Origin of the sequence: Priestia aryabhattai, from assembly GCF_023715685.1 — a bacterium.
GTDB classification, from domain to species: domain Bacteria; phylum Bacillota; class Bacilli; order Bacillales; family Bacillaceae_H; genus Priestia; species Priestia aryabhattai_B.
In genome coordinates, this window is the sequence record NZ_JAMBOQ010000002.1 from 1 (window position 1) to 23,132 (window position 23,132).

Annotated in this window: 22 protein-coding genes and 3 pseudogenes; 13 read left to right on the forward strand and 12 right to left on the reverse strand. The window is 35.5% G+C overall.

The genetic code is table 11. The annotated features are described in order from the left end of the window. Positions 1-80: 80 nt before the first annotated feature. Genes M3225_RS30000 through M3225_RS06570 form a run of 3 tightly spaced genes read left to right on the forward strand, consistent with a single transcriptional unit; the run spans position 81 to position 1,677 of the window. Positions 81-602, forward strand: a complete 522-nt coding sequence (locus M3225_RS30000) for a Y-family DNA polymerase (RefSeq protein ID WP_251391893.1) — start codon at positions 81-83, stop codon at positions 600-602. 39 nt (positions 603-641) lie between these two features. Further along, entirely contained in the window at positions 642-1,331 is a 690-nt protein-coding gene (locus tag M3225_RS30005; protein WP_251391895.1) for a DinB/UmuC family translesion DNA polymerase, read from the forward strand. Between the two features lie 13 nt (positions 1,332-1,344). Continuing rightward, positions 1,345-1,677, forward strand: a complete 333-nt coding sequence (locus tag M3225_RS06570; RefSeq protein ID WP_251391897.1) for a YolD-like family protein — start codon at positions 1,345-1,347, stop codon at positions 1,675-1,677. Positions 1,678-1,932: 255 nt separating this feature from the next. Here M3225_RS06570 and M3225_RS06575 read toward each other — a convergent pair whose 3' ends face one another. Next, positions 1,933-2,787 carry a helix-turn-helix transcriptional regulator gene (locus tag M3225_RS06575; RefSeq protein WP_251391899.1) on the reverse strand — a complete coding sequence of 285 codons (855 nt, stop codon included), beginning with the start codon at positions 2,785-2,787 and terminating at the stop codon, positions 1,933-1,935. Between the two features lie 122 nt (positions 2,788-2,909). On the opposite strand from M3225_RS06575, the gene fabF reads away from it, so the two are divergent. Continuing rightward, positions 2,910-4,145 carry a beta-ketoacyl-ACP synthase II gene (gene fabF, locus M3225_RS06580; RefSeq protein ID WP_251391900.1) on the forward strand — a complete coding sequence of 412 codons (1,236 nt, stop codon included), beginning with the start codon at positions 2,910-2,912 and terminating at the stop codon, positions 4,143-4,145. 660 nt (positions 4,146-4,805) lie between these two features. On the opposite strand, the pseudogene M3225_RS29885 reads toward fabF, so the two are convergent. After that, positions 4,806-5,108 (reverse strand): annotated as a pseudogene (locus M3225_RS29885) (YrvL family regulatory protein); the annotation flags it as partial. A 128-nt stretch (positions 5,109-5,236) separates the two neighbouring features. On the opposite strand from M3225_RS29885, the gene M3225_RS06585 reads away from it, so the two are divergent. Next, positions 5,237-5,821 carry a LysE family transporter gene (locus M3225_RS06585; protein WP_251391901.1) on the forward strand — a complete coding sequence of 195 codons (585 nt, stop codon included), beginning with the start codon at positions 5,237-5,239 and terminating at the stop codon, positions 5,819-5,821. 358 nt (positions 5,822-6,179) lie between these two features. Here the strand turns inward: M3225_RS06585 and M3225_RS06590 are convergent, their stop codons facing one another. Continuing rightward, complete coding sequence (locus M3225_RS06590) at positions 6,180-6,404, reverse strand: hypothetical protein (protein WP_251391902.1); 225 nt, start codon at positions 6,402-6,404, stop codon at positions 6,180-6,182. A gap of 155 nt (positions 6,405-6,559) precedes the next feature. After that, a complete protein-coding gene (gene brnQ / locus M3225_RS06595) occupies positions 6,560-7,912 on the reverse strand; it encodes a branched-chain amino acid transport system II carrier protein (RefSeq protein WP_251391903.1) in 1,353 nt (450 codons plus the stop codon). 748 nt (positions 7,913-8,660) lie between these two features. Here brnQ and M3225_RS06600 point away from each other — a divergent pair. Further along, positions 8,661-8,939, forward strand: a complete 279-nt coding sequence (locus tag M3225_RS06600) for a YitT family protein (RefSeq protein WP_251391904.1) — start codon at positions 8,661-8,663, stop codon at positions 8,937-8,939. Beyond that, positions 8,896-9,540, forward strand: coding sequence for a YitT family protein (locus M3225_RS06605; RefSeq protein WP_251391905.1), 645 nt, complete (start codon positions 8,896-8,898; stop codon positions 9,538-9,540). Before M3225_RS06600 ends, M3225_RS06605 begins: the two co-directional genes overlap by 44 nt. Positions 9,541-9,872: 332 nt before the next feature. On the opposite strand, the gene M3225_RS06610 is transcribed toward M3225_RS06605, so the two are convergent. Further along, positions 9,873-10,964, reverse strand: a complete 1,092-nt coding sequence (locus M3225_RS06610; protein WP_251391907.1) for a YsnF/AvaK domain-containing protein — start codon at positions 10,962-10,964, stop codon at positions 9,873-9,875. Between the two features lie 1,074 nt (positions 10,965-12,038). After that, positions 12,039-12,218, reverse strand: coding sequence for an SOS response-associated peptidase family protein (locus M3225_RS06620; RefSeq protein WP_251391908.1), 180 nt, complete (start codon positions 12,216-12,218; stop codon positions 12,039-12,041). Positions 12,219-12,576: 358 nt separating this feature from the next. On the opposite strand from M3225_RS06620, the gene M3225_RS06625 reads away from it, so the two are divergent. Continuing rightward, positions 12,577-14,226, forward strand: a complete 1,650-nt coding sequence (locus M3225_RS06625; RefSeq protein WP_285885292.1) for a catalase — start codon at positions 12,577-12,579, stop codon at positions 14,224-14,226. A 72-nt stretch (positions 14,227-14,298) separates the two neighbouring features. Then, positions 14,299-14,706: pseudogene (locus tag M3225_RS06630) on the forward strand (TetR/AcrR family transcriptional regulator); the annotation flags it as partial. 325 nt (positions 14,707-15,031) lie between these two features. Here the strand turns inward: M3225_RS06630 and M3225_RS06635 are convergent. Continuing rightward, positions 15,032-15,187: a hypothetical protein gene (locus M3225_RS06635; protein WP_195782369.1), complete on the reverse strand. Its 156-nt coding sequence runs from the start codon at positions 15,185-15,187 to the stop codon at positions 15,032-15,034. A gap of 357 nt (positions 15,188-15,544) precedes the next feature. On the opposite strand from M3225_RS06635, the gene M3225_RS06640 reads away from it, so the two are divergent. Beyond that, positions 15,545-15,805, forward strand: a complete 261-nt coding sequence (locus M3225_RS06640) for a hypothetical protein (RefSeq protein ID WP_251391912.1) — start codon at positions 15,545-15,547, stop codon at positions 15,803-15,805. Between the two features lie 620 nt (positions 15,806-16,425). Here the strand turns inward: M3225_RS06640 and M3225_RS06645 are convergent. Beyond that, a complete protein-coding gene (locus tag M3225_RS06645) occupies positions 16,426-16,632 on the reverse strand; it encodes a hypothetical protein (protein ID WP_251391914.1) in 207 nt (68 codons plus the stop codon). 669 nt (positions 16,633-17,301) lie between these two features. Between M3225_RS06645 and M3225_RS06650 the strand changes: the two genes are divergently transcribed. Beyond that, positions 17,302-17,481: a small acid-soluble spore protein H gene (locus M3225_RS06650; RefSeq protein ID WP_251391916.1), complete on the forward strand. Its 180-nt coding sequence runs from the start codon at positions 17,302-17,304 to the stop codon at positions 17,479-17,481. A 455-nt stretch (positions 17,482-17,936) separates the two neighbouring features. Here M3225_RS06650 and M3225_RS06655 read toward each other — a convergent pair whose 3' ends face one another. Beyond that, complete coding sequence (locus tag M3225_RS06655) at positions 17,937-19,112, reverse strand: NupC/NupG family nucleoside CNT transporter (protein WP_013058262.1); 1,176 nt, start codon at positions 19,110-19,112, stop codon at positions 17,937-17,939. 433 nt (positions 19,113-19,545) lie between these two features. Between M3225_RS06655 and M3225_RS06660 the strand changes: the two genes are divergently transcribed. Further along, positions 19,546-20,211, forward strand: a complete 666-nt coding sequence (locus M3225_RS06660; RefSeq protein ID WP_251391918.1) for an MOSC domain-containing protein — start codon at positions 19,546-19,548, stop codon at positions 20,209-20,211. 57 nt (positions 20,212-20,268) lie between these two features. Here the strand turns inward: M3225_RS06660 and M3225_RS06665 are convergent, their stop codons facing one another. Continuing rightward, a complete protein-coding gene (locus M3225_RS06665; protein ID WP_251391920.1) occupies positions 20,269-21,126 on the reverse strand; it encodes a C40 family peptidase in 858 nt (285 codons plus the stop codon). Positions 21,127-21,563: 437 nt separating this feature from the next. Beyond that, the gene (locus tag M3225_RS06670; protein ID WP_251391922.1) at positions 21,564-22,214 is read right to left on the reverse strand and encodes a DUF975 family protein; all 651 of its coding nucleotides are present in this window, start codon (positions 22,212-22,214) and stop codon (positions 21,564-21,566) included. A 146-nt stretch (positions 22,215-22,360) separates the two neighbouring features. On the opposite strand from M3225_RS06670, the gene M3225_RS06675 reads away from it, so the two are divergent. Next, entirely contained in the window at positions 22,361-22,759 is a 399-nt protein-coding gene (locus M3225_RS06675) for a DUF4181 domain-containing protein (RefSeq protein ID WP_251391924.1), read from the forward strand. 33 nt (positions 22,760-22,792) lie between these two features. On the opposite strand, the pseudogene M3225_RS06680 reads toward M3225_RS06675, so the two are convergent. Further along, positions 22,793-23,095 (reverse strand): annotated as a pseudogene (locus tag M3225_RS06680) (LD-carboxypeptidase); the annotation flags it as partial. Between the last annotated feature and the right edge of the window lie 37 nt (positions 23,096-23,132).

Sequence of the window (23,132 nt, forward strand, 5' to 3'; positions counted from 1 at the left end):
TCAAACTTAGGAATTGCTGGAGCGCCGTGTGAGGTGAAAGTCTCACGCACGGTGTGGAACGGGGGAAAGCCCAAAAGAGAATGGAATCATATCAGATTTTACACTTAGTAGGCTACCTATCGTTATCTTCGGTTTCCTCTGTCATACGGGGGTTAGATCTTTTGAAAACAAAGCTTGCTGTGGTAGGGGATATCAAACGGTCGGGATCGGTTATGTTAGCTGCCACACCCTTATTAAAGAAAGAAGGGATCAAAACAGGAAGTCGTCTTCTCGACATTCCTAAAAGGAAAGATATCCATGTCGTGAATCCATCCATGGAGAGATATATCAAGGCTTCGAACTATATTTCTAGTTTGGTGTTACAGTATATGGATCCTGAAGATTTCCATGCGTATAGCATTGATGAGTTGTTTATTGATGCCACAGCTTCTTTGCATTTATTCGCTCGTACGCCAGAAGAATTGGCCCATAAAATCATCCATGAGATCTATCGCAAAACAAGACTGACAGCTACCGCAGGAATCGCTCCTAATCTCTTACTGGCTAAGGTGAGCTTAGATCATGAGGCAAAGCACAGCCCAACAGGGGTGGCTTATTGGTGATATAAGGATATTCCCTTTAAGTTGTGGTCCATTCATCCGATGAAGGATTTCTGGGGGATCTCGTCTGCTACGGAAAGGCGTTTGAATCGTTTGGGCATTCACTCCATAAAAGAACTGGCTCTTTCTTCTGTAGAGATGTTACGTAAAGAATTTGGCATCCTGGGCGAAGAGTTGCACCAACATGCGAATGGAATTGATTTTAGTCGTATTTCTGATGTGTACATTCCTAGCTCTCGTTCCTTTGGTAAGAGTCAAATTCTGTTTCGAGACTATGCAAATCGAAAAGAAGTGGAATTGTTGCTATTAGAGCTGTTAGACGATGTGTGCTTTCGTTTACGCATGCATCAAGTGGTGGCTCAAACTATCCATTTATCGATTAGCTACAGCAAACAAACAGGTGGAGGCTTCTCCAGACAAAAGAAAATGGGGCGAGCTTCGAATCTAAGCCAAGATATCTTTCCCTATTGTTTAACCATCTTACATACCTTTGATAATGGCATGCCCATTCGCTCCATTGGGATTTCGTTATCGAACACCAGCATTCAAGAAGAGGAGCAAATGAGCTTATTTGATGATATCGATCAGCGTGAAAGAGCCTATGCCCTTGCCAAAACGATTGATGAGATTCGAATGCGTTATGGAAAGAATAGTGTACTACGTGCGTCTAGTCACCTTCCTTATTCAACAGCTCGTTATCGAAACGGCCTTATAGGTGGCCATAAATCATAAGGAGGAAAAAAATATGGAATATAGAGGAATGAAAAAATGGCGCCCTTTTGCTACAATGCCAGAGCAATACATAGGCTTAAAAGAAATGATAAATAAGCAAGTAGAAGTAGCTCAGCCTATTTTAACAGAAGAGCAAATGGAACAGATGAATTTCACTTTGATTGAAGCCCTACATACAAATAAACAAGTGTACCTTACATATTATAAGCAAGACCAATGCATAACAGAAACCGGATTCATTCAGTTTGTTAATACATTAGAGGATTTATTTGTTTTTATAGATGGAGTATTTGGATTAAAACATAGACCGAGGTTAATTGAGTTACTAGATGTTCGCTTTGTTTAAAAAAGAAAAAGCTACCTGAGGCAGTAGCTTTTTCTTAAGAACATCATACTTTGAGATAAAAGGAATTGGGGTTCCTTTCTTTAGTTTGCTCTAAAAGTTGAATTTTATTCTTTTATTTTGAGTAAAAAAATAGAACACCAAAGGGATAATGATAAACTTTCACCATATCAAAAATTTTGAGAATTAATTTGCATAAAAAAACAGTCTCAAAGTAGAAGGCTGTCATCTCAATCTGCTTGATATAATAAAATTTCTTTATAATTTTTCTATAGAAACTCTTTTCATTAGTCGTTTTAATTTATTTTCCGTATCCGTTTCCTCTACTGGTGTGTAGATACTACACCGCAAATCCATATCCCCTTGTACTTGGAGAGAAGTTAAATTAAATAACATTTTTCCTGCTTTCGCATGTCTAAATTCAATAACCATTTCGGGAGCTTTACTCACTTGACTTTCTTTCCATAAGTCTTGGAATTCCGGGTGTAAATGACTCATTTCTTTAATAAACTGGTTGTACCATTCATCACCTAAATAGTGTCCATAATAGGTACGAAAAATAGCAAGAAAACCTTTCGCAAAATGCTCCCAATTGACAGCTAATGCTTTTAATTCTTTTCTGGTGAACACTAATTGAATTAGATTTCTTTGATCATTTGGGATTTGTTCAAAATCTAGAAAAACATGAGCAGCTGCGGAGTTCCAGCCCACAATATGGCAATGGCGATCTGTAACGATAGTCGGGCAATAGGTTAATTCAGCTAGTATTCGCTTTAAAGAAGGGCTAAGCTCTGATTGATCTTTTTTTGAATGAATAATTTCTGACTTTGTTTCTAATGCCAGATCATATAAATAGTCTCTTTCATCGCTATTTAGTTGTAGAGCTGTAGAGATGCAGTCAAGCACAATAGAAGAAACTTTTATATCCCTTCCTTGCTCTAACCATGTGTACCAAGTGGTACTTACCCCTGCTAATTGTGCAACTTCTTCTCTTCGTAATCCTGGTGTCCTTCTTCGGGTTCCAGCTGGTAACCCAATAGACTCTGGTTTAATTTGAGCACGCTTAGCTTTTAAGAATGCAGACAAAGCTTCAAGCCTAGTTTTATCATTCATTTTTAAAACTCCTCATCATACCAATTTACCCTAGTAGTAGTTATACTAGGATAAACAATCCCTTGTAATAGGATAAAAGGACTGTAAAATACAAGTATATTATTGATTTGGAGTGATGAAAAGTGGAAAGAGTTGTGATTACAGGTATGGGACTAGTCTCGCCTATAGGAAATGACATCAGAACATTTTGGAACAACCTAATTAAAGGAGCGTCCGGTATCTCCTCTATAGATACATTTGACGTTACTGACCATAAGGCAAAAATTGCAGGAATCGTTCGAGATTTTGATGCCGATGATGTTTTAGGAAAGAAAGAAGCAAGGCGTTTAGATCGCTTTTCACAATTCGCTTTAGCTGCAGCTGAACAAGCCTGGGCAGATTCTAAGTTAGATCTCAATCATATAGATCCAGAAAGGTTAGGCGTATACGTAGGTTCAGGTATAGGCGGCATTGAAACCTTAATTGAAAATGTTGATGCACTTAGACAGAAAGGTCCAAGGAGAGTCAGCCCAACTCTCGTACCAGGCATGATTTCTAATGCTGCTGCAGCACAAATTAGCATCAAGTGGAATGCAATGGGCCCTTCTATGTCGCCTGTTTCTGCTTGTGCCATTGGAAATACAGCGATTGGGGAAGCCTTTAGACTCATTCGTTCTGGGGAAGTTGATGCTGTGTTTGCGGGTGGAACAGAAGCTGCTATAACAGACTTATCAGTAGCAAGTTTTGGCAATGCTACCGCATTATCAACAAGAAATGACGACCCTACTCAAGCTAGCCGTCCTTTTGATGAAGACCGTGATGGATTTGTCATGTCAGAAGGAGCTGGAATTCTAATCTTAGAATCTCTATCTCATGCTTTAGCTAGAGGAGCAAAAATTCATGCGGAAGTCATTGGATATGGTGCAAGTTCAGATGCATACCATATGGTTGCTACACATCCAGAGGGTAAGGGTGCTTATCTTGCGATGAGGGCAGCTTTAAAAAATGCAAACATATCCCTTGAAGAAATTGATGTTATTAGCGCTCATGCAACAAGTACAAAGGTGGGTGACATTTCTGAAACAAAAGCTATTAAAGAACTGTTTGGAAAACAGGCTTATCAGATTCCAATAACAGCTAATAAATCTATGGTTGGTCACATGTTAGGAGCAGCTGGTGGAGTTGAAGCAATTGCTTTGGCAATGAGCCTTAAGGAGGGCATAGTTCCTCCAACAATTAACTTAGAAAATCCCGATCCATTATGCGATTTAGATTATGTACCAGGTATTGCTCGTCAAGTAAAAATAAATACTGGTTTATCTAATTCATTTGGGTTTGGAGGTCATAATGCAGCTATTGTTTTAAAGAAATACGAGTGAGTATATTTTTATGAAGTTTACATTCTTGATAAAATATAATTGCAAATTGCTATTTAAGTTGGAGTAAAGATAACCAAAATCGAATTCGAATGGTAAACCATTCCATAATTAATTGAATTTGGAAACGAAAAATGATTGATATGGTTTATTTAGCAACAAAAATGAAAGTTTGTCTCCATTCATGCCAAGAAAGCATTTCCTTAAGCTAATTAGAAAAAGTGAACAACGTGAAGGAAAAACAGCAGCAAGAAATAGATCTTGATAAAGTGTAGCTGGTATTTAGGACAGCAAAGAAAGCAGGAATTGGATGGCAGTTGTTATTATTTACTGCATGATTTTAGTAGGACTTATCTTTATCTATGGAGGATGGAAGCGCCTGTATGATGAAATGAGTTCAGCTCCTGACATATGAATAGTAGAAATTCTCTTTGTTATCATCGAGAAAATCTTTAAGATTTCATCAGAAAAACTTATGCATGTATCATTTATGGTTTTCGGGCCTGTATGGTCCTTGTTTTTCCTTTTTGTATTGATTAAACATGTATATTAGAATAAAAAAAGAAGTTACCAAGGGGTGACTTCTCTTTTATTTATCAGTATTACTCTGATAATTCTTCTCATTATATTTTACATTAATCGTTGTCCCAGGCCTCATTGATTTCAAAGAGTCAGTGATTTTTTATTGCTTTTTCCCTTGTTTTTCATATCCATTGTTACTTCTAACAAAAAGAGTAGAAAGACAGCTATAAGCTCCGTCATAGAGTGAACAGTAATACTTCTAATTAGTTCATCAGCCGTATGTATAGCAAACCAAGAAAAACTACAATCAATGACAAACCTTATAAGGAGTTTTCTTTTAGAACTTTCAATATGCTGAGAAAGTGTGTTAATAAGAAAGATTGATAGGAGATCAACTATAAACCCAATAATAAAAAAGAGTAATAGGAATACCAATAAAGATGAAAGTGAATCGTATTATACTCCCATTATTTTAAATAACCCCACAAATCCAAATACAAATGCTCATAACATTAATGAAATAGAATGTCCTTTTTGAACATTATAATATACATATTAGAGGAGGTTCAAATATGCCAGTATTATCATTCTTGCTATATGTCTTTGTAACCAGTTTTACCCCTGGACCTAATAATATTATGGCCATGTTATTTGCTAACAAATATGGTTTGAAAAAGACATTAAAGTTTTGTGTAGGAGTAGGTGCAGGTTTCCTTATAGTCATGTTGTTGTGTAGTTATCTTAATCTTTTACTCAAAAATTCCATCCCAAAAATTGAATTCTTTATGACTGTCCTAGGTGCAGGTTATATGATGTATCTAGCCATAAAAATTATTCGGAGTAGGGGTGATAATGAAAATAACAATGAAGATCGGAATAACAGTTTTTTCATGGGGATGCTTTTACAATTTATAAATCCAAAAGGCATTTTATATGGTATAACAGCTATAGCAACCTTCATCCTTCCATATCACAATTCAAACTTTAGCTTACTAATGTATTCACTATTTCTAGCTTTTATTGGCTTTATGAGTACATTTTGTTGGAGTTTATTTGGTTCATTTTTTCAAAAATTCCTCTCAAAGTATAGAAATCAATTTAATATAGTTATGGCTTTATTATTAATGTATAGTGCAGTCTCAATTCTTATAAAATAAGTTTCTGATTTATATTAAAAATAAAGTTTAATCTTAGAAGAATTTTAACATTGTAAATATTCATTTTATTAAAGAGTCATACTCGCGTTAGGCAAAATAATAACGCCCTATCGGTCGTTATAGCGTATATTTTGTACTTCATTATAGTTGGAGAGAAGGGGTTTCCCTTTTCTTTTTTATTTTTTAAGTAGCCGGGGCAAGCTTACTGCAGCAGCTACATAGTATCTAAAGAATTTCGACCTCATTACCTAATTGGTATCTATTTGGTAGCGTAACACATTAACATTTGTATAATTAAAGCCACCCTGAAAGAGTGGCTTTTTAGAAGGATTTTAGGTTTTTAAGTCCAAATAATAGGTTAATATTGACTTATAGAGCGACTGAAGAGTGTAGAAATATGCATAGCTCCCAGTTTGGACATTTCTGAAACAGAGACTTTAATCAAATCGCTAGTAAGACATAAAATATGATATTCGTTAATATTGAGGTGGTAGGGTTTAAATTGCTCCCAATCATTTCCAATAGCTCTCCATAATGCTTTACTTAATTGCATTAACTTTAAGTTGAATAATAATGCATCCATACACGTATAATCCTGTGACGTTTTTTCCATAATTCTACGCCCTTGTCTAGAGGTTAATTGAAATCTAATTTTATATTAAGTACCAAATAGTAATAAAAGTAGGCTTCAAAATGCTCTTCTAAATGCTTTAATTTAACCAGAGAATTAAAGTAAAATTATTTATTTAACCTTGTTGATTTAGAAGTGAATTGTTCTTTGTTTTTAAACATGTTAACTCCATAACCTGCAAGACCTCCAATAATTGCAGGGAATATCCAACCTAATCCGATATGGTAGAGAGGGAGATAGTAAGTAAATAATTGATCAATACCAGGGATGTGTAAGCCAAAATCATTTAATCCATCTACCAGGCTTACAACAAATGTTAAGAATAGGCTACCTTGGTATACCTCAGCACATCCTTTAAATAAAGAATGAAGGAAAGTCAAAAAGATTAGAACAATTGCTAATGGATAGAGAACTGTTAAAACAGGTACTGAAAAAGAAATTAATTGATTTAATCCAACATTTGCGATTATTGCGCTAAATACAGATAAGCTAATCGCAATTTTCTTATAAGAAATAGATGGTAATAATTTATGGAAATAAGAAGAGCATGAAGTAATAAGCCCTACACTAGTTGTCAGACAAGCTACTGTGATCATTAAGCCTAGTAGTACTCCTCCATATTCTCCAAAATAATAATCAGATACTTTTGCTAACACCGCACCTCCGTTCTCTAAATGTCCAAGCTTTTCTACACTTGAAGCGCCCATATATGAAAGAGCAGAATAGATAGTTGCAAGAATAATAGCAGCAATTCCCGTAGCTTTTAGGCACACAGTTATAATTTGCTTCTTTGTTTTAGCGCCTTTCTCTTTAATTGCATTGATAATAATGATTCCGAAAACGAAAGATGCAAGAGTATCCATTGTTAGGTATCCTTCTTGGAACCCATTAAAAAAAGAGTTTGTTATATATTTCTCTGTAGGTGCTTGAAAATTTCCAATAGGATGAATAAAGGCAACTAGAACTAAAATTCCAATGAATGTTAATTTAATTGGCGTTAAGAATTTTCCGACAATATCGACAATTTTCGCGGGATTGAGAGAAAAAAAGCATGTAATACTGAAAAATATAATGGTAAATACAAGTAAAGCTATAGAACTAGAGCTTTCAGAAATAAAAGGTTTAAGTCCGATTTCAAAAGAGACGTTACCTGTTCGTGGGATAGCAAATAAAGGTCCAATAGCTAGATAAAGAACAGTTGTAAATACTAAACCAAAGATAGGATGTACGCGACTTGCTAATGATTGTAAATCTTCCTTTCCGGAGAAACCAAAAGCTAGTACACCAAGTAAAGGCAAGCCTACCCCAGTAACTAAAAAACCCGCATTTGCTGACCAGATATTTACTCCGGCTGACTGACCAAGCATAGCAGGGAATATTAAATTTCCAGCTCCAAAAAATAATGCAAATAACATTAAACCAATGATTACTATAAAGGAAAACGGTACTTTGTTTGACACGGTGAAACCCCCATTAATAATATTCTTCATAAAAAATTAAATTTTCAGACAACTTACATTACAAATAACTTATCTTTTTTGTATTATAAACAGTCAAATTACATATTTCAATATAAAAAATAAACTTTTTTGAAAAAATTTAAAAAATTATTAATTTTCCGTTTGTTATCCATTATTAAAATAAAAATAATATTATAAACCAGGATTTTTATTCAAAACGCGTACATTAAGTATTATAACAACAAAAATTTTAAATAAAATCATAAATTGTGTTCAAAACGCGTATATTATCCTGTTAATTGATTTAATTGAATAATATGTAAGTAAGTTAAAAAATTTATAAATATAATACTGCGAAACTTATAAAGCTTTTTATTATGAGCTAAACATCTAAAGAAGATCTATATATAATTTCTATAAAAAAATTAGAAAAGAAAAAGATTTCCTTTCTCTTTTTTTATTTAATCTTGTTTTTTTCCTTTCTAGAACTTGAAACATACATACAATGCTCCTGTGATGGATTCTTGATATTTGTATTTTGGTCAATACTTCGATTTGTTGTCTATCTTATAAGACCTATAAAGTGCAAGAGAATAAGGCCCACGAGACCAATTAAGGCGGCATAACACTAAAAAATTTTTCAATTTAATATAGAAAAGCATAAAAACAAAAAAGCGTTAATTGGCTTCATTGCTAGAAATTTCTTTAAGACTTATAATCTCTTAATAATAGAAAGGAGAAAAATTTTATGAAACATTTTAAGTATTACATATTTTTGTTAGTAGGTACGTTTATTATTGCTTTATCCTTTACTTTATTACAGAATCCCAATCAAATTGCCTCTGGCGGTTTAACAGGTGCAGCTCTTATTCTTGGTTCCATATTGCATGTCCCTATAGCTATTGTTTTATGGGTAATCACGTTGGTTTTATTGGTGATTTGTTGTTCTTTTTTAGGCGTGCGGTCTATTATAAAATCGGTGATTGGTTCTTTATCAATACCTTTTTTTTGTTTACCTCACGAGTGAATTACCTCCCCTTACAAACGATCCTCTATTAGCCTCTATCTACGGTGGATTAGGGGTAGGAATAGGATTAGGTTTGGTATTTAGAGTGGGTGGGAATACCGGTGGCTTTACTTTAATTGCTCAGATTTTACATAAGTTGAAATCTGTTAAGCACAGTAAATCCATATTGATTATGGATGCAACTGTTATGATTGCAGGAGGACTTATTTTTTCGCCTGAAAAAGCCTTGTACGCTCTAATTGGGGCATTTTTGACGCGAAAGGCGATGGATATTATTTATGGGAAAAGTAAAGAATTCAAAGTAGCATATATCATATCATCTAAGGAATTTGAAGGGAGAATATCCGAGTCTGCCCTGTATGAATTAGATAGAGGTCTAACAAAATTATCGGGAGCAGGAGGTTATACAAACAATGAAAGAATTATTATGATGACGGTCCTAGATTCCTTAAAAATAAAAGACCTTAGATCTATGGTGCAAAAAATTGATCCTGGCGCGTTTATCATTTTTTGTGAGGCAAATGAGGTGTTTGGTGAAGGATTTGCTCAACCTTTTCAGCCTGCCTCTAGTAAAAAAACGATTTCTTCTAGCACCATTTAGAATGGAGAAAGCCTATATGTATCGAAGCTATAGCAAAAAGAAAAAGGTTTTTATCCTTCTCTTTTTTATTTACCTTGAAGTACCGATAATCAAACTTATGTACACTTTAGTAGAGAGCAACCTTTGAGGTTGCTTTTTTATTAGAATCTTCATTACTGAAAAAATTGATTAAAGTTCTGTAATGAAAATTGAGGACTTTTATTGTTGAATAAATAAGGCTTACGATTTAAGTGAGGAAGGAAAATAAAAAAAAGCTGCCAATAAAGCTAGGCAGCCCACCCTTAAACCTTCTCAACTATTCCTTCTATTTATAAATCTTATAAAAGACTTACTTATTTCTTTTGCTTGTTTGTTGATTTCTCATTATTTTTCCCTTTTTCAGAAGTTGTAATATCCGTATCTTTAACTTGACTTTCTGTTTTCTGATTGTTTACTGAGGCTGTAACCTCTTCAATCTCTTTGATAACAGGAGAAGTTGTCACTTTAAGTTGAGCTTCTTGTTTCTTGTTGGGGGAAAGTTTAACTTTCTCCTCTTTTGGAGCATCAGAAGCAATTGAAGCAGCAACTTCTTGATAACTTTGATCTACGTAATTATCCATGTTTTGATAAATTTCAGAGTCAGCAAGTTCAGGAACCGCGGGAAGTTCTGACTGTTCAATTTGTGCTTCTTCCTTTCGGACAGTATCCTTTATTTCTTTAATCTCTTGAATTTTACGCTTGCCAATGACCACTTCTTCCACAACCACAGGTCTCTTGGTTACTTCAATTCGCTCCTCCATAATAGGAATACGAATGATCTTGTTCTCTGTCAATGGGCTACCATCATACTGACCGTCTATGACCGGTCGACGTTCTACGTAGATTTCCTCACGCATAACCGGAACCTGGATAGTTCGTAATTCTTCTACAATTTCCTTACGAAGTTGTACTTCCCCAGTCTGAACACGTTCTTTCCTTACATCGAGTTGCTCTTCGCGAAGTTGCACTGACCTATGCTCCTCTGTCTCGTGTGGAACCTCGCTAGCCGTAGTATAAGAAGGAATTGTTTGAGTTTCATCCACATCAATTAGGACAAGAATTTTCCCTTCCTTTACATCCATTTCACACTGTTTTGCAGTAAAACTTTGAATGCCCATTCTAACAAGTTTTGAAGTTAGATCCCCAGCTTGTGTAGCAGTAGCCATTCCACCTGTCATCATGGTAAGAAAGCTATCCATCATCACACCTGCCAATGAACTTACAGCTGGCGTTCCAGCTTCTATCATTACATTTGTTTCGACCCCTAACTGTACAGTGTTACTTCTATCCTTTGCTACTACCAATATATCTGTTTCACGATATCCCTGACGTTTTAACCCCTTAATTGCATGTATCGCTTCTTGCTCCGGATGAAAAGTTCCTGCAACTCGTTTTCTCGTTCCCATTCTCCCATCTCCTTAAATTTTAATTAAACGAAAACTTATTTTCATATTTAATTCCACCCTCATTGTGTATATCATGTACCCAGTGGATTTCTATTTAAAACGTGATACGTGTGACTATGTAAATGGCACCTATATTATAAAATGGAGCAAGATGAAGTATAAGTAATATCAATAATAGGGAAAAAGTTAAGTGTTTTTATTGAATAAAGAACAAAATTTCTTTATGAGGAGTAATTTTAATGGATTATGGGCAGCTACGAACAGAGGAATGAAATTTAAAGGTTCTCATATCCAACAAACAAAAGATTTACTTGTTGGATATTTTGTGCAAAATTAGTTAGAACTTTTAATATTGATTAATTATAATAAAAAGGAAAAAACTATGTGTTATTTGTTCCAAGAAGGCGCCATCTTGGGAACAGCATAATACGTAGATTGTCCAAAATTAGTTTTATTGGGGAGAAACAACGATGAATCCTACACATAATCATTTAGAAAGTATAAGAAGGGAAGAAGGACAAAAACAGTTTCTTGAAAAAACCTTGAAGCTCATAGAAGTAGAAAATGGATAATCAACTTTATTTGTGCTATATCTCTCCTTGTAGCAATACTGTACTTTTCCTTTCACGCACCATACGCTTTATTTATTACTGTAATCTTACCGTTCGTATGTATAATCATCCAGATCGTACATAATACGTTAGATAAAAAAATAGAGCTACGCTTAAAACAGGAGCAAAGAAAGAGCATTTTAAACATAAATAAACCCTAAAATTTCTTGTTTAAGCCTTTAATAACTATCATGTTAAAATCCGAAATATTTTCTGGTGATGAAGATAATTTTTAATGGAGGGAGTGCAATAAAATAGGAAAGTTAAGATTAATGAAATAACAAGAAGTAGTTCTATAAAAAACAGCTTAAGACTTAACTTTTTGTGTCCAAATTATTGACTCAAATCCAACCTGTTTAAGACAAATCCTGTGATTAATTCATTAAACTGGTTCCAGCTTTTAGTAGGCAATTGATGACCCTGATGTGGTAAAACAAAGAATTCAGCTTGTTTACATTTATTTTCATAGTCTTTCATATAGTGAGTAGTCCAATCTTTTTTCTCCATCAGATTGTATAGTTAGAATTTGTTGGGAGGGAGCTACATTAAACCTCGGATTAATCGTTATTTCATTCCTCCATTCAAAGTTAAACCGTTCTTGAAGTACAGATATATCTGTCGCTAAAGAAAATCTTCCACACATATTCTCACCTCATATATATTTTAGCAATCATTAAAAAACAAAATCTTCGCTTGAAACCTGAGGCATCCGATTTACGGTTTTGCTACCTATAACATATTCGATAATCTCCTAGCGATCACCTACTGCGGTATATTTTCTTTTTATTAAAAATCTACATAATAATCGTGAGTTTAAAAACATGGAATAAGTTAAAAAATCAATTGTTTCTTATGAATGAAACATTTAAGATCTGGGTTCGTGCATATATAGATTGGAATTCATAGTTTGAGGGATAAATCATGAGAAATTGAGTATTACTGAATATATTTTCCAATAAAGGGAAAAAGATTAAAGTGATTATTCGAAGGAGGTTTTCATTTTGGCAGAGAATAAAGATGTCAATGCTTCAAACAGAGATGATATGAAACGTGAAACACTGACTACACGTCAGGGACATCCTGTAAGAGATAACCAAAACATTCGTACAATTGGAAATCGAGGTCCAGCAACACTTGAAAATTATCACTTTATCGAAAAGATTTCTCATTTTGATCGGGAAGAAGTTCCGGAGCGAGTCGTACACGCACGAGGATCTGGAGCATTTGGCTATTTTGAAACATATGGAAAAGTCGGGGATGAACCAGTAGAGAAGTATACTCGCGCGAAAGTATTTTCAGGTGCCGGCAAGAGAACACCGTTGATGGTTCGTTTCTCTACAGTTGCCGGAGCAAAAGATTCTCCGGAAACAGCTCGGGATCCACGTGGATTTGCCGTAAAAATGTACACGGAAGAGGGAAATTGGGACTTGGTTGGGAACAACCTAAAGATTTTCTTTATTCGTGATGCAATGAAATTCCCTGATATGATTCATGCGTTTAAAGCAGATCCAGCTTCAAACGTGCCAAATCCTGAAAGAATGTTTGACTTTGTTTCGCGTACACCTGAGGCTACCCACATGATTACATTTTTATTCTCTCCATGGGGGATTCCAGCAACATATCGTCACATGCAGGGATCTGGTGTAAACACCTATAAATGGGTAAACGATAAAGGTGAAGCTGTGCTAGTGAAATATCACTGGGAACCGAAGCAGGGAATTCGGAACTTAACACAAGAAGAGGCAAATACGATACAAGCAAAAAACGTGGGGCATGCAACACAAGATTTATACGAAGCTATTGAAAGTGGAGATTATCCAGAATGGGAGCTCTTTGTGCAAATTATGGAGGATGATTACCATCCAGAGCTTGATTTTGATCCCCTCGATGATACGAAACTTTGGCCTGAAGATAAGTTTCCATGGTTGGCAGTCGGGCGTATGGTTCTAGATCGTAATCCAAAGGATTTCCATGCAGAAATCGAACAAGCTGCCTTCGGTACTGGAGTTCTTGTGGATGGAATGGACTTCTCGGACGATAAAATGCTACAAGGTCGTACGTTTTCTTACTCAGATACACAGCGCTACCGTGTAGGTGCGAACTATTTAAAATTACCTGTGAATGCACCAAAAGTGCCTATTCATACGAACCAGCAGCGCGGTCAAATGGATACCCGTGATCCAAAAGAATCTGGTGATAATCCACATATTAACTATGAGCCTTCAATGCTTGGTGGCTTTCAGGAAGAAAGTAAGAAAGATCGTGTTCCACATCAACCAATGTATAATGCGGCCGCAATGAGTGCACCAATTGATCGTCCTAACAACTATGGTCAAGCAGGTCACACGTACCGTAGTTTTGAAGATTGGGAGCGCGATGAATTGATTAAAAATCTATCCGATGCACTTGCGATTTGTGATAAACAAATTCAAGAAACGATGATTTCTCATTTTACGCAAGCTGATGAAGAATATGGCCGCCGTGTGAAGGAAGGTATTGAAAAGAAACTACATGAAATGCAGGATATGAAAACTGCAAACGAGTTGCCTGGTCGTGAGGCAGGGAAATCAAAATATGGACAAGGTACATTAGCTGCAAATGAAGCAACAAAAGATGCTGTAAAGAAAAGTCACGAAGTCGATCCTTATTAGTTGGATTGCTCCATTAAAAAAGGAGGATATGACGTACGGGTATAGTGTAATTTTAAGGGAATATCTTGCCTAAATGTTATGGAGAAATTTTATGAAATTGCCGAGGCTGCATTTTTACCCGCATCTATAAATGAAGCAGAAGAAATGATTCATAAACAAACAAATGAGTTTTTAAAAATGGCTGAGGATGAACGAAAAATGTTGCAAGTGTTTGAGCAAGCTATTGGCATTTCCTCTCTCGTTTCAGAGAAATGGAAAAACATTCAGGAAAAATTTATTCAACGAATTTCACAAGACATTGCCTATGCGCAACGCAATGGATTAGCACGCAAAGAGTTACATAACGAGTTAGTAGCAAGAGGTTGGTTTTTCACTAATGAAATGTACCTTTGGGAAATTGTTCGTAATGAATATGAGCACCCTGTAGAACAAATTGCTAAGAATATCGCGTCTATTTATATTAAAGGACTCTATTTATAATTTTGGTGCGCAAATTGCATTTGTCTGAAACAAGTATATAATATCCCATTAATATTCGACTTTATGAAGCTAATCCAAATAGGTGATGAATGAATTTGACTTGATTTTGGACAGGGGGGTTCCCAAAAAATATTTCCTCATTACTTAACGATTATCTAATGGGTATACTTTCTTTTTTATTTTAATTCTGTTTTCATAATAGAACCCAAATTCTCTTTAGCTTGGTGCCTCTTTTGCACATAAGTCTTCCGCACTCTATAAAAGAAATCTCAGTTCAAGTCATAAATTTGAACTGAGGTTTCTTATTATCCTCGAACGATTGAATTTATTTTTTATTTACTTGACGTCCACTTTTTTTCTGGCTCTGGGAACTTGTGTTGCCAATTTGAAATTCATTACCTAATTCAACATCATTTCTTTTATCTTGCTTCTCTATTTGCTCTCTTGTCTGATTCTTTTTCTGTATCCCTTGTTTTGACATTACTTATCTCATCTCGCTTTCATCTAGTATTGTTTTTAATATGTGCAACTATAAGAAAAAAACATATAAATTAAATAAATAATTTGTTAGTTGCTTCTGAATCAAAGTCCTATTTACCACTAGGCCAACCCCAGCATATAAACAACTGAGCACATTTTACATTACTACCTACTCCTCACCTAATGCAGTAATTTTACTTTTTCAGTTTTAGGGTGGACAGACAAGCTTTATGGGAGTATTTTGATTTTGGAATAAGCGAGAATAGTATTGGGAAAAGGACACATAATTAGTAAAACAGTTACTGTTGTTTAATGTGTCAAGAGATGAAGATTTTACTCATTTTTGGAGGAAGTTGTAATGGAGAAAGATCAAACTTTGAAAAATGCGATGAATGAATGGGCACGTGTAACTCAGGACCCAGAAATTTTAATGACTTATGAAGTAAACCAGGAATTCGAAGTAGATGAAAAATTCACATTAAAAAAAGCTGAAAAACAAGGGGGAAAAAGAGCTGTTAAGAGAGTAGCGTTAAGAATGCTACAAAAAGGTATGGATACCCAAACAATATCTGAATTAACGGAGCTTACAGAAGAAGAGATTGAACAAATTCGTGAATAACGAATGTAAACCGAGGATAGGAAGGAATATATCCAAAACAAAGATTTTATGTTGTTACGATTAAAAAAGGGCTACCTCAAAATAGGAAAGAGGTAGCTTGCTCTACTCAAGCGAAAAATTGAATACATTGGTTGAGTTAAAACAACTAAATTATTTTAACATATATATAATTTTTAGTAAAACGCTATCATTTCCAGTTTTATCAGCTAATTTCCTCTGCTAAAATGGAATCATAGGGATGAAGATGGAAGGGTAGATGAGGCACATGAGTACGAGTTTATTGATAACTTTAGGGGTTATATTTTTGACAACAATAGCTATTGCCATTTTAATTAAGATTCCAGAAGAAGATTACACTGAATAATAAAATAAAAAGCTATCTCAAATAATGAAGGAGATAGCTTTTTTAGTAAGTAATGTTTAACTTACTAATCGACTTGTAAATTATTTTCTCGATTCCATCTCTAATAAAGAGGCATTATTTCAAGTAGCAAAATAAATTGTTTGACTACAAGGTAAATAATAAAGGGATCTTTTACAAATAAAATATTTTCAACGTTATTTTTATATGTAAGATAAAAGGATCTTTTTCCTGGCTTACATTGTTTTTTTAATTTGAACTATATACGATAAAATCCACTACTATTAAGTGTTTTAGTCCATGTATCTAACCTTCTATTTTTATCCTCTGAAATTAATTTTATATGTAATATATCTGACTCTCTTATCCCTAAGATATTCATCTCTTCTCTTAATGTCATTCTTTTTTTTATTTTGATGGTTCGCTCACTTCCATCTACTAAGGTGTAAACTCTGATTTTATTCATGTAACAGCTCTCCCTTTGATCAACTCATCAACAAATAACACAATGATTTTATGAAGTTATAGATTTTACCACAACAAAAACAAGCCCGACTACTATGTTTCTGATTTTTATTCTTCTTCATGTTCTAAATATCATTTTCCTGATTTTGAAGGAACAAAAATAATGAAACAACTCTTCCCCAACTGCCTTTTTATTTAAATAATTATAATCCCTTCCCGTTATGCTTTCTCTTTATAGCTAGTCCATTTTCTTTAAGGGAACCTGTACAAAGATCGATCCACTCACCATAACTATTTTGCGATTCTTCAAGTTCTTGTTAAAGACTTTGGGACAAGGGAAAGGGTTCTATCTCAAGATTTTCGCCACACTCATAACACCCTATAGAATCACCATGAAAATCAACATAATTTATATGAACTATGCTGAAATTTGTTTGTATTAAATAAGCTAGTTGGAGACATTGAATACCGCCTGCTTTATGCTCTATATACTACACTAAAAGTTTTGCAAATCCTTTAATAAGTTTTATTCATTTATCAAAGTTTCCTTTACTACTTAATGTCTCATTTAAAAAATTAAAATTGATTTTATATAGAGGAATTAGATGTATAAAAATTAATTAAAAACAAATACTGTCACTGTCATAAATAAAAAGGAGGCTAGATAAAGGTGGATGCACAAAGAGCACAAGAAATTGCCGATTCAATGGACATGGCCAAAGTAATATATAATGGGAAAAGTATTTACATTGAGCATGTAGACCAACAAAATGGAGTAGCTACAATTCATAACCTGGATGAACCAAATAATAAGCAAAGTGTTTCTATATTTGAACTAACAGAACAATAATTTACTCTTAGAATAAAAAAGCCGTTTTATTTAGGCTTTTTTATTTTTCTCCCATTTTTATGTATAGAGGATGGGAAGAAAAAATAAAGACATCAGAAAAGCTCTCATTAATGAGAGCTTTTCTGATTTGTATGGTTTCTACATATACTCGATAAAAGATGAAACATGTGCAAATATAAACTACCCTATAATCTTATATTTTGTCCAGATTAAAAGATGGCAAAATAAAAAGCTACCTTGGGTGCGGTAGGTTTTTCTATTTTGGGCTGTATATAGTACACACTCTTAGTTAAAGTAATGTCTCTTATAAGAATCAAATACAAAAAGAACCCTTGCAGCAGTAGGGGTCAGATACAGGATTCAGCTAAGGGTTCTTTTGTTTACTATGCAGCTTTTTATCCAAAAGAACCGCCCCAAACACAAAAAAAGCACTCACCAAAGTGAGTGCTTTTTCATTAAATAAACAATCCAACCATAATACCTGTTAAAATAGAGCCCATTGTTGCGACTAACAGCATTTTTAAGCCGAACTTTGCAACGCGTGAAGCTTGTTCGCCGTTGATTGCTTGGATGGTACCAAGAACAATTCCGATTGAGCTGAAGTTCGCAAATGAGATTAAGTAAGCTGATACGATCCCGACTGTTTTTTCAGAAAGGTGAGGCATCATTTTTTGGAAGTCAAGCATCGCAACGAATTCGTTTGCTACTACTTTTGTTCCCATAACGCCACCGGCTCTCATTAATTCATCTGCCGGAATACCCATGATAAAGGCAATTGGGTAGAAGATATAGCCTAAAATATCTTGAACGGTTAATCCGATTACGCCGTTTAATACGTAGTTCACTAATGCTAAAAGACCAACGTACGTCACAAGCATAGCTGCTACGATTAACGCAACGCGTCCGCCGTCTAGTGCTCCGTCACCGATTGCTTCAAACAGCGTGCCTTGCTTAGCAGGCGCTTTAATATCGACTTCATTTTCATCTTCCACTTTTACAGGTGCTACAATAGAAGAAACAATCAAGCCAGAGAATACGTTTAGCGGAAGCGCAATTAATACGTATTCAGCCGGAATCATCTGCATGTACGCGCCTAAAATCGAACAAGATACGGATACTAAAGATGTTGTTGTGACGATAAATAAACGGTTTGGGGTTAAACCTCCGATGTGGTTTTTAACCGCAATCAAAGCCGTTGTATCACCAAAAATCATCGCATTCACAGCTGTGAAGCTTTCAATTTGGGGAAGTCCGGTAATTTTTGAAACAAGTCCTCCAATATATTTGATCCCAAAGGGTAAAATACGAGAGTAGTTTAAAATACTTAATAATGCTGAAACGAATACAATCATAACTAACGTTTGGATAAAGAAAATGCCTTTTCCTGCAAGATCTCCAAACACGAACGAAATTCCGTCGTTACCAAATGATAAGATCTTTGTAAATACACTCGTAATAAAGTCAAGCACCTTGCGACCAATCGATGTATTCATCATAAAAGCAGAGATAGCAAGCTGAATGACAAGCATAACTGCGATGCCTTTGTAGTTGATAAGTTTTTTGTCGTTTGACATTAGGAACGCAACTGCTAAGACAATTACAATTCCGATAATTCCCATTAAAATTGACATTTACTTTTCTCCTTACATGTATTCTATATTTATAAAAGAGGGACGTGCATAGAAATGACTATGTAAATCGGCCTCTATTTTATATAAAAATCAGGACTTTCACGCTAGTTTTAGTAAAAATGGGCAAAATTTTTTAGGCCATTTTAAAAATGACGTAATTGTAAAATAATATTTACTATGTGCTATTATGTAAAAAAACATGCAGAGCTGACATAATAACTTATATTTCGACAGCCTCTACTATCTTAAATCATTTTGAACGAAAGAAAAAGAGGAAATGAAGATATTTTTAATATAATTGTGAAATATTTTTTAAACTTTCATGATATTGCCAAGATTTTAGTGAAATACAGGAAAAATAAGAGCCTCATCTTTAAAATGTGGTAAAATATGACGTAATTAATAAAGAAAAACGGGGAAGGGAGAGGTATGGATGAATCAACGTGAAATTATTCATTTAGCAACCGGCATGCCTGAGCAAATGGAGTATAGTCCTGATAAAGAAATGCGCACAGGCATATGCAAGAAGCAAGTAGACGAGACCTTTTTAGCAAAAGAAGGGTTTCAAGGTGACGGCGTAGCGAACTTAAAGTATCACGGCGGACCGGATCGTGCTGTGTGCGTGTATCCGTATGAGCACTACAAAAAATGGAACGAAGAGTTTGATACGGAGCTGCCAATGTCTGCGTTTGGAGAAAATCTTGTTGTGGCAGGCATGGTTGAAAAAGAGGTATGTATTGGAGACATTTATCAAGTAGGAGACGCCGTTATTCAAGTTACGCAAGGACGAAATCCATGCGACACGATTACAAAGCGAACTGGCGTTAAAGGGATTTTAAAACGAATGATTGAGACAAGCTATACCGGCTATCTTTGCCGCGTGCTCCAAGAAGGAACCATTACGCAAGATGCAGAAGTGAAATTGATTCAAGCTCATCCAAACCAAGTATCCGTATGGTTCACGCTTGATTTATATTTCCATCGTCCAAAAGATGTAGTAGGGATGAAGCGGGCTTTAGAAGTAGCTGAGCTAGCTGAAGACTGGAAGCATAAATTTCAAACGCGCATTGAAAAGGCGCTTTCAGTAGCGCAGCGATAAAAAGTAAATGCCCTCTAATCGTTAGAACGTATCTAACGATTAGAGGGCATTTTTTTCTTAGAAACGTCCGTATCCTAAGAAATGATCTTGATAATAAGAAACGTCTAAGTCAGCTACAGCTACACCGTGTGAACCGGCATGAATCATTTGGCCGTTTCCGATGTAGATTCCCATATGAGATGGACCGCTTGTGTATGTGTTTTGGAAGAATACTAGATCGCCTGGTTGTGGAGACGAAATTTTTGTCGCCATGTTCCAGTAGTTTGCTACGCTAGTACGTGAAATGCTGTGACCGCTATGGTTGAACACGTATGCGATAAAGCCTGAGCAGTCAAAACCGCTTGGTGTATTTCCAGCCCATTGGTAAGGTGATCCTACTAAACTACGTGCAACATTTACTGTGCTTCCAGAAGCCGTGCTTGTTGTTGGAGCAGGTGCTGGTGTGCTTGTTTCTTGTGCTGCAGATGTAGATGTAGATGCAGATGCTGTAGAAGTAGAAGGAGTTGATGTGCTTACACCTTTTACTTGGCTTGTTGTGTTTGGTTTACCTGATGCAATTGTTACATAGCTTGAGCTTTTTGAAATCCATTTGTTTGGTGCAATTTCAACTAAGCCGTTTGCTTCTTTTAAAATAGCAAACTCTTGGCCTTGTGTTGCAGTTCCAACTACTGGAGATGAAAAGCTAGCCTCTTGACGAATATTTAACGCACTTACGTTTACGATGACTTTTTGATTAGTAGTAGTAGTTGCTTGTTGTTGAGGTACGCTTGTTGGCATTACCTTTTCTTGTACGGGTGCTGGTGCAGCGCCTCCGTCATTTGCACTTGCTGAAGTTGTGCTAAATGTTAGGGCAGCGGGAACAAGTAATGCTGCTAACCCCATATTCATAACTGTACGATTTGCTTTCTTTAGCATGTTCTTTCTCCCTTTCCATAACTTGTTTTATTCACAACTGTGAGTCTATCAATCCTGACAGGAAAAGTAAACATCTAATTCCAAATTACGACATTTTGTAACATAGTTTTAATATTAAAGGGCGATATAAGTAGAATTGTCACCTTCTCTGTAATAATTCTGACAATTCATCTAGGTAGAAATGTTTAGGAGATTCATAGATTTATTAGAAAATATGTAAGCTGTATGGGATTTTTCTATTTTTACGTTAAAAAAGAAGGGAAAATCAAAAAATAGTGGCTATTTAGCTACTGTTTCTAGGGGATATAGTTCGATGGTAATATAGTTTACTATCTCATTAAACGAATAACAGGGTACAAATTTCAACTAATGTATATGGAGAGAATACTAAACCTAAATAAAAAAACCGTATTCGCAACCCGAATACGGTTTTTCGTTTATTCAGCGACTTCTGCTTCATTCGCTTTTAGCTTTTCATAAAATACGCCAAGCGAAGTCGTTACATACGGAACGAGCCATAATAACCCAATGCCAAGCGTAATCAGGCTTAAAATTCCCCAGCCGATAAAGCTTAAAAGGAGTAAAAAGTAGGACCACTTGTAGCCGTTCATTAACCGTCTGCTTTCAGTAATAGACTGATTGACCGAATAATCTGGGTTATCGCGGAATACGTAGTAAGCCTGTGAATAGGCAAGACTTTTGATGATGCCCGGAATGATTAATAAAATACTCCATAATACAGTATAAATAATAGTTAGCAAGTAAAGTCCGAGTGTTCTAAAATATAATCCTGCAGATGAAAACGAATCAAACACATTTTTTACACAGACGCTTTCTCCTCTCACTAAACGCAAAAGTACCCAGTAGTAAGAAAAAAAGAGCGGTACGAGCAGCAGAGATACAATATTAGCCAAGGTAGACTGTGAGTATTCGGTTTCGGATCCGCTTGGAAATCCATTGATCAAAAGGTCAATAAGCGCTGGAATACCGGCAGTAACCAAGTACGTAACGAACGTAAGCAGTACGGCGAATCCCCAGCGGTTTTTCAGCGCTGCGAGTGCACCTTGCTTCACTTCTTTTATTCTCATAACTTGATGTCCCCCTCTAGATGAGTTTATACAGTGAATTTAACCTGTATATTAGTCAATATATTAGCGATTTTTGAATATATGAATGCTTGCACCAATAAGTTGGATAAAGATTTTTCAGACTCTTGAAATTTGTGGAAAGCTATTTGAAATGGAAGTATAAGGATATTTCAAGTGAAAGGAGGAATGGAAATGACGCTCGTGTATTTGGTTGTTCTGGCAGCTGTCTATATCTTTCTGGATCTTTGCCTGCGAAAAAAGCTACATACAAAGATGAAAAAAACTATTGGAGAAGCTTTAAAGGAAGGCGTCCGCTGTTTGTCACAATCGAAATGGTGATGCTTGCTGCATTTTTAGTATTGATCTTTGTTATACCTCCAGCTTACGCCTCCGTTTTTATGTTTCTTTTCTTTTTTCTCCTGTACGTACTTCGAGGATTTGAAGAATGGAAGTTTGAAAGAAATCAAAAAGAGCACTACCACTCGTGGTTTGGTGCAACTTTTTTCTTATTTGGAACGTTTATATTAGTGATAACAGATATGTAAAACAAGAGAACGTAAAGAAGTTCTCTTGTTTTTTTATGTAAAGTATTGGACGATGGTTCCTTTCTCCTCTTCTACGTTAATGCGGGCATACGCGCCGTTAATAAGCGTGAGCTGAGGAGGGAGGTGACCGCAGTCGATATCATAGACAACAGGAATATGTAAATCAGAGGCAAGATCACGATACACATCTTCAGCGGTATAAAAATCAACGGGTTCATTAGCGCTGCTTCTCCCGAATAAAATGCCCGAGCAGTTGTCAAACCAGCCCGCTAGCTTAAGCTGAACAAGCGAACGGCGAAGGTCAGCAGTTGTCAGTTCACAGTTGTCAAAGTACCAAAAGGATAGGTAATCATAGTGGCCTCCTTCAAAGGTT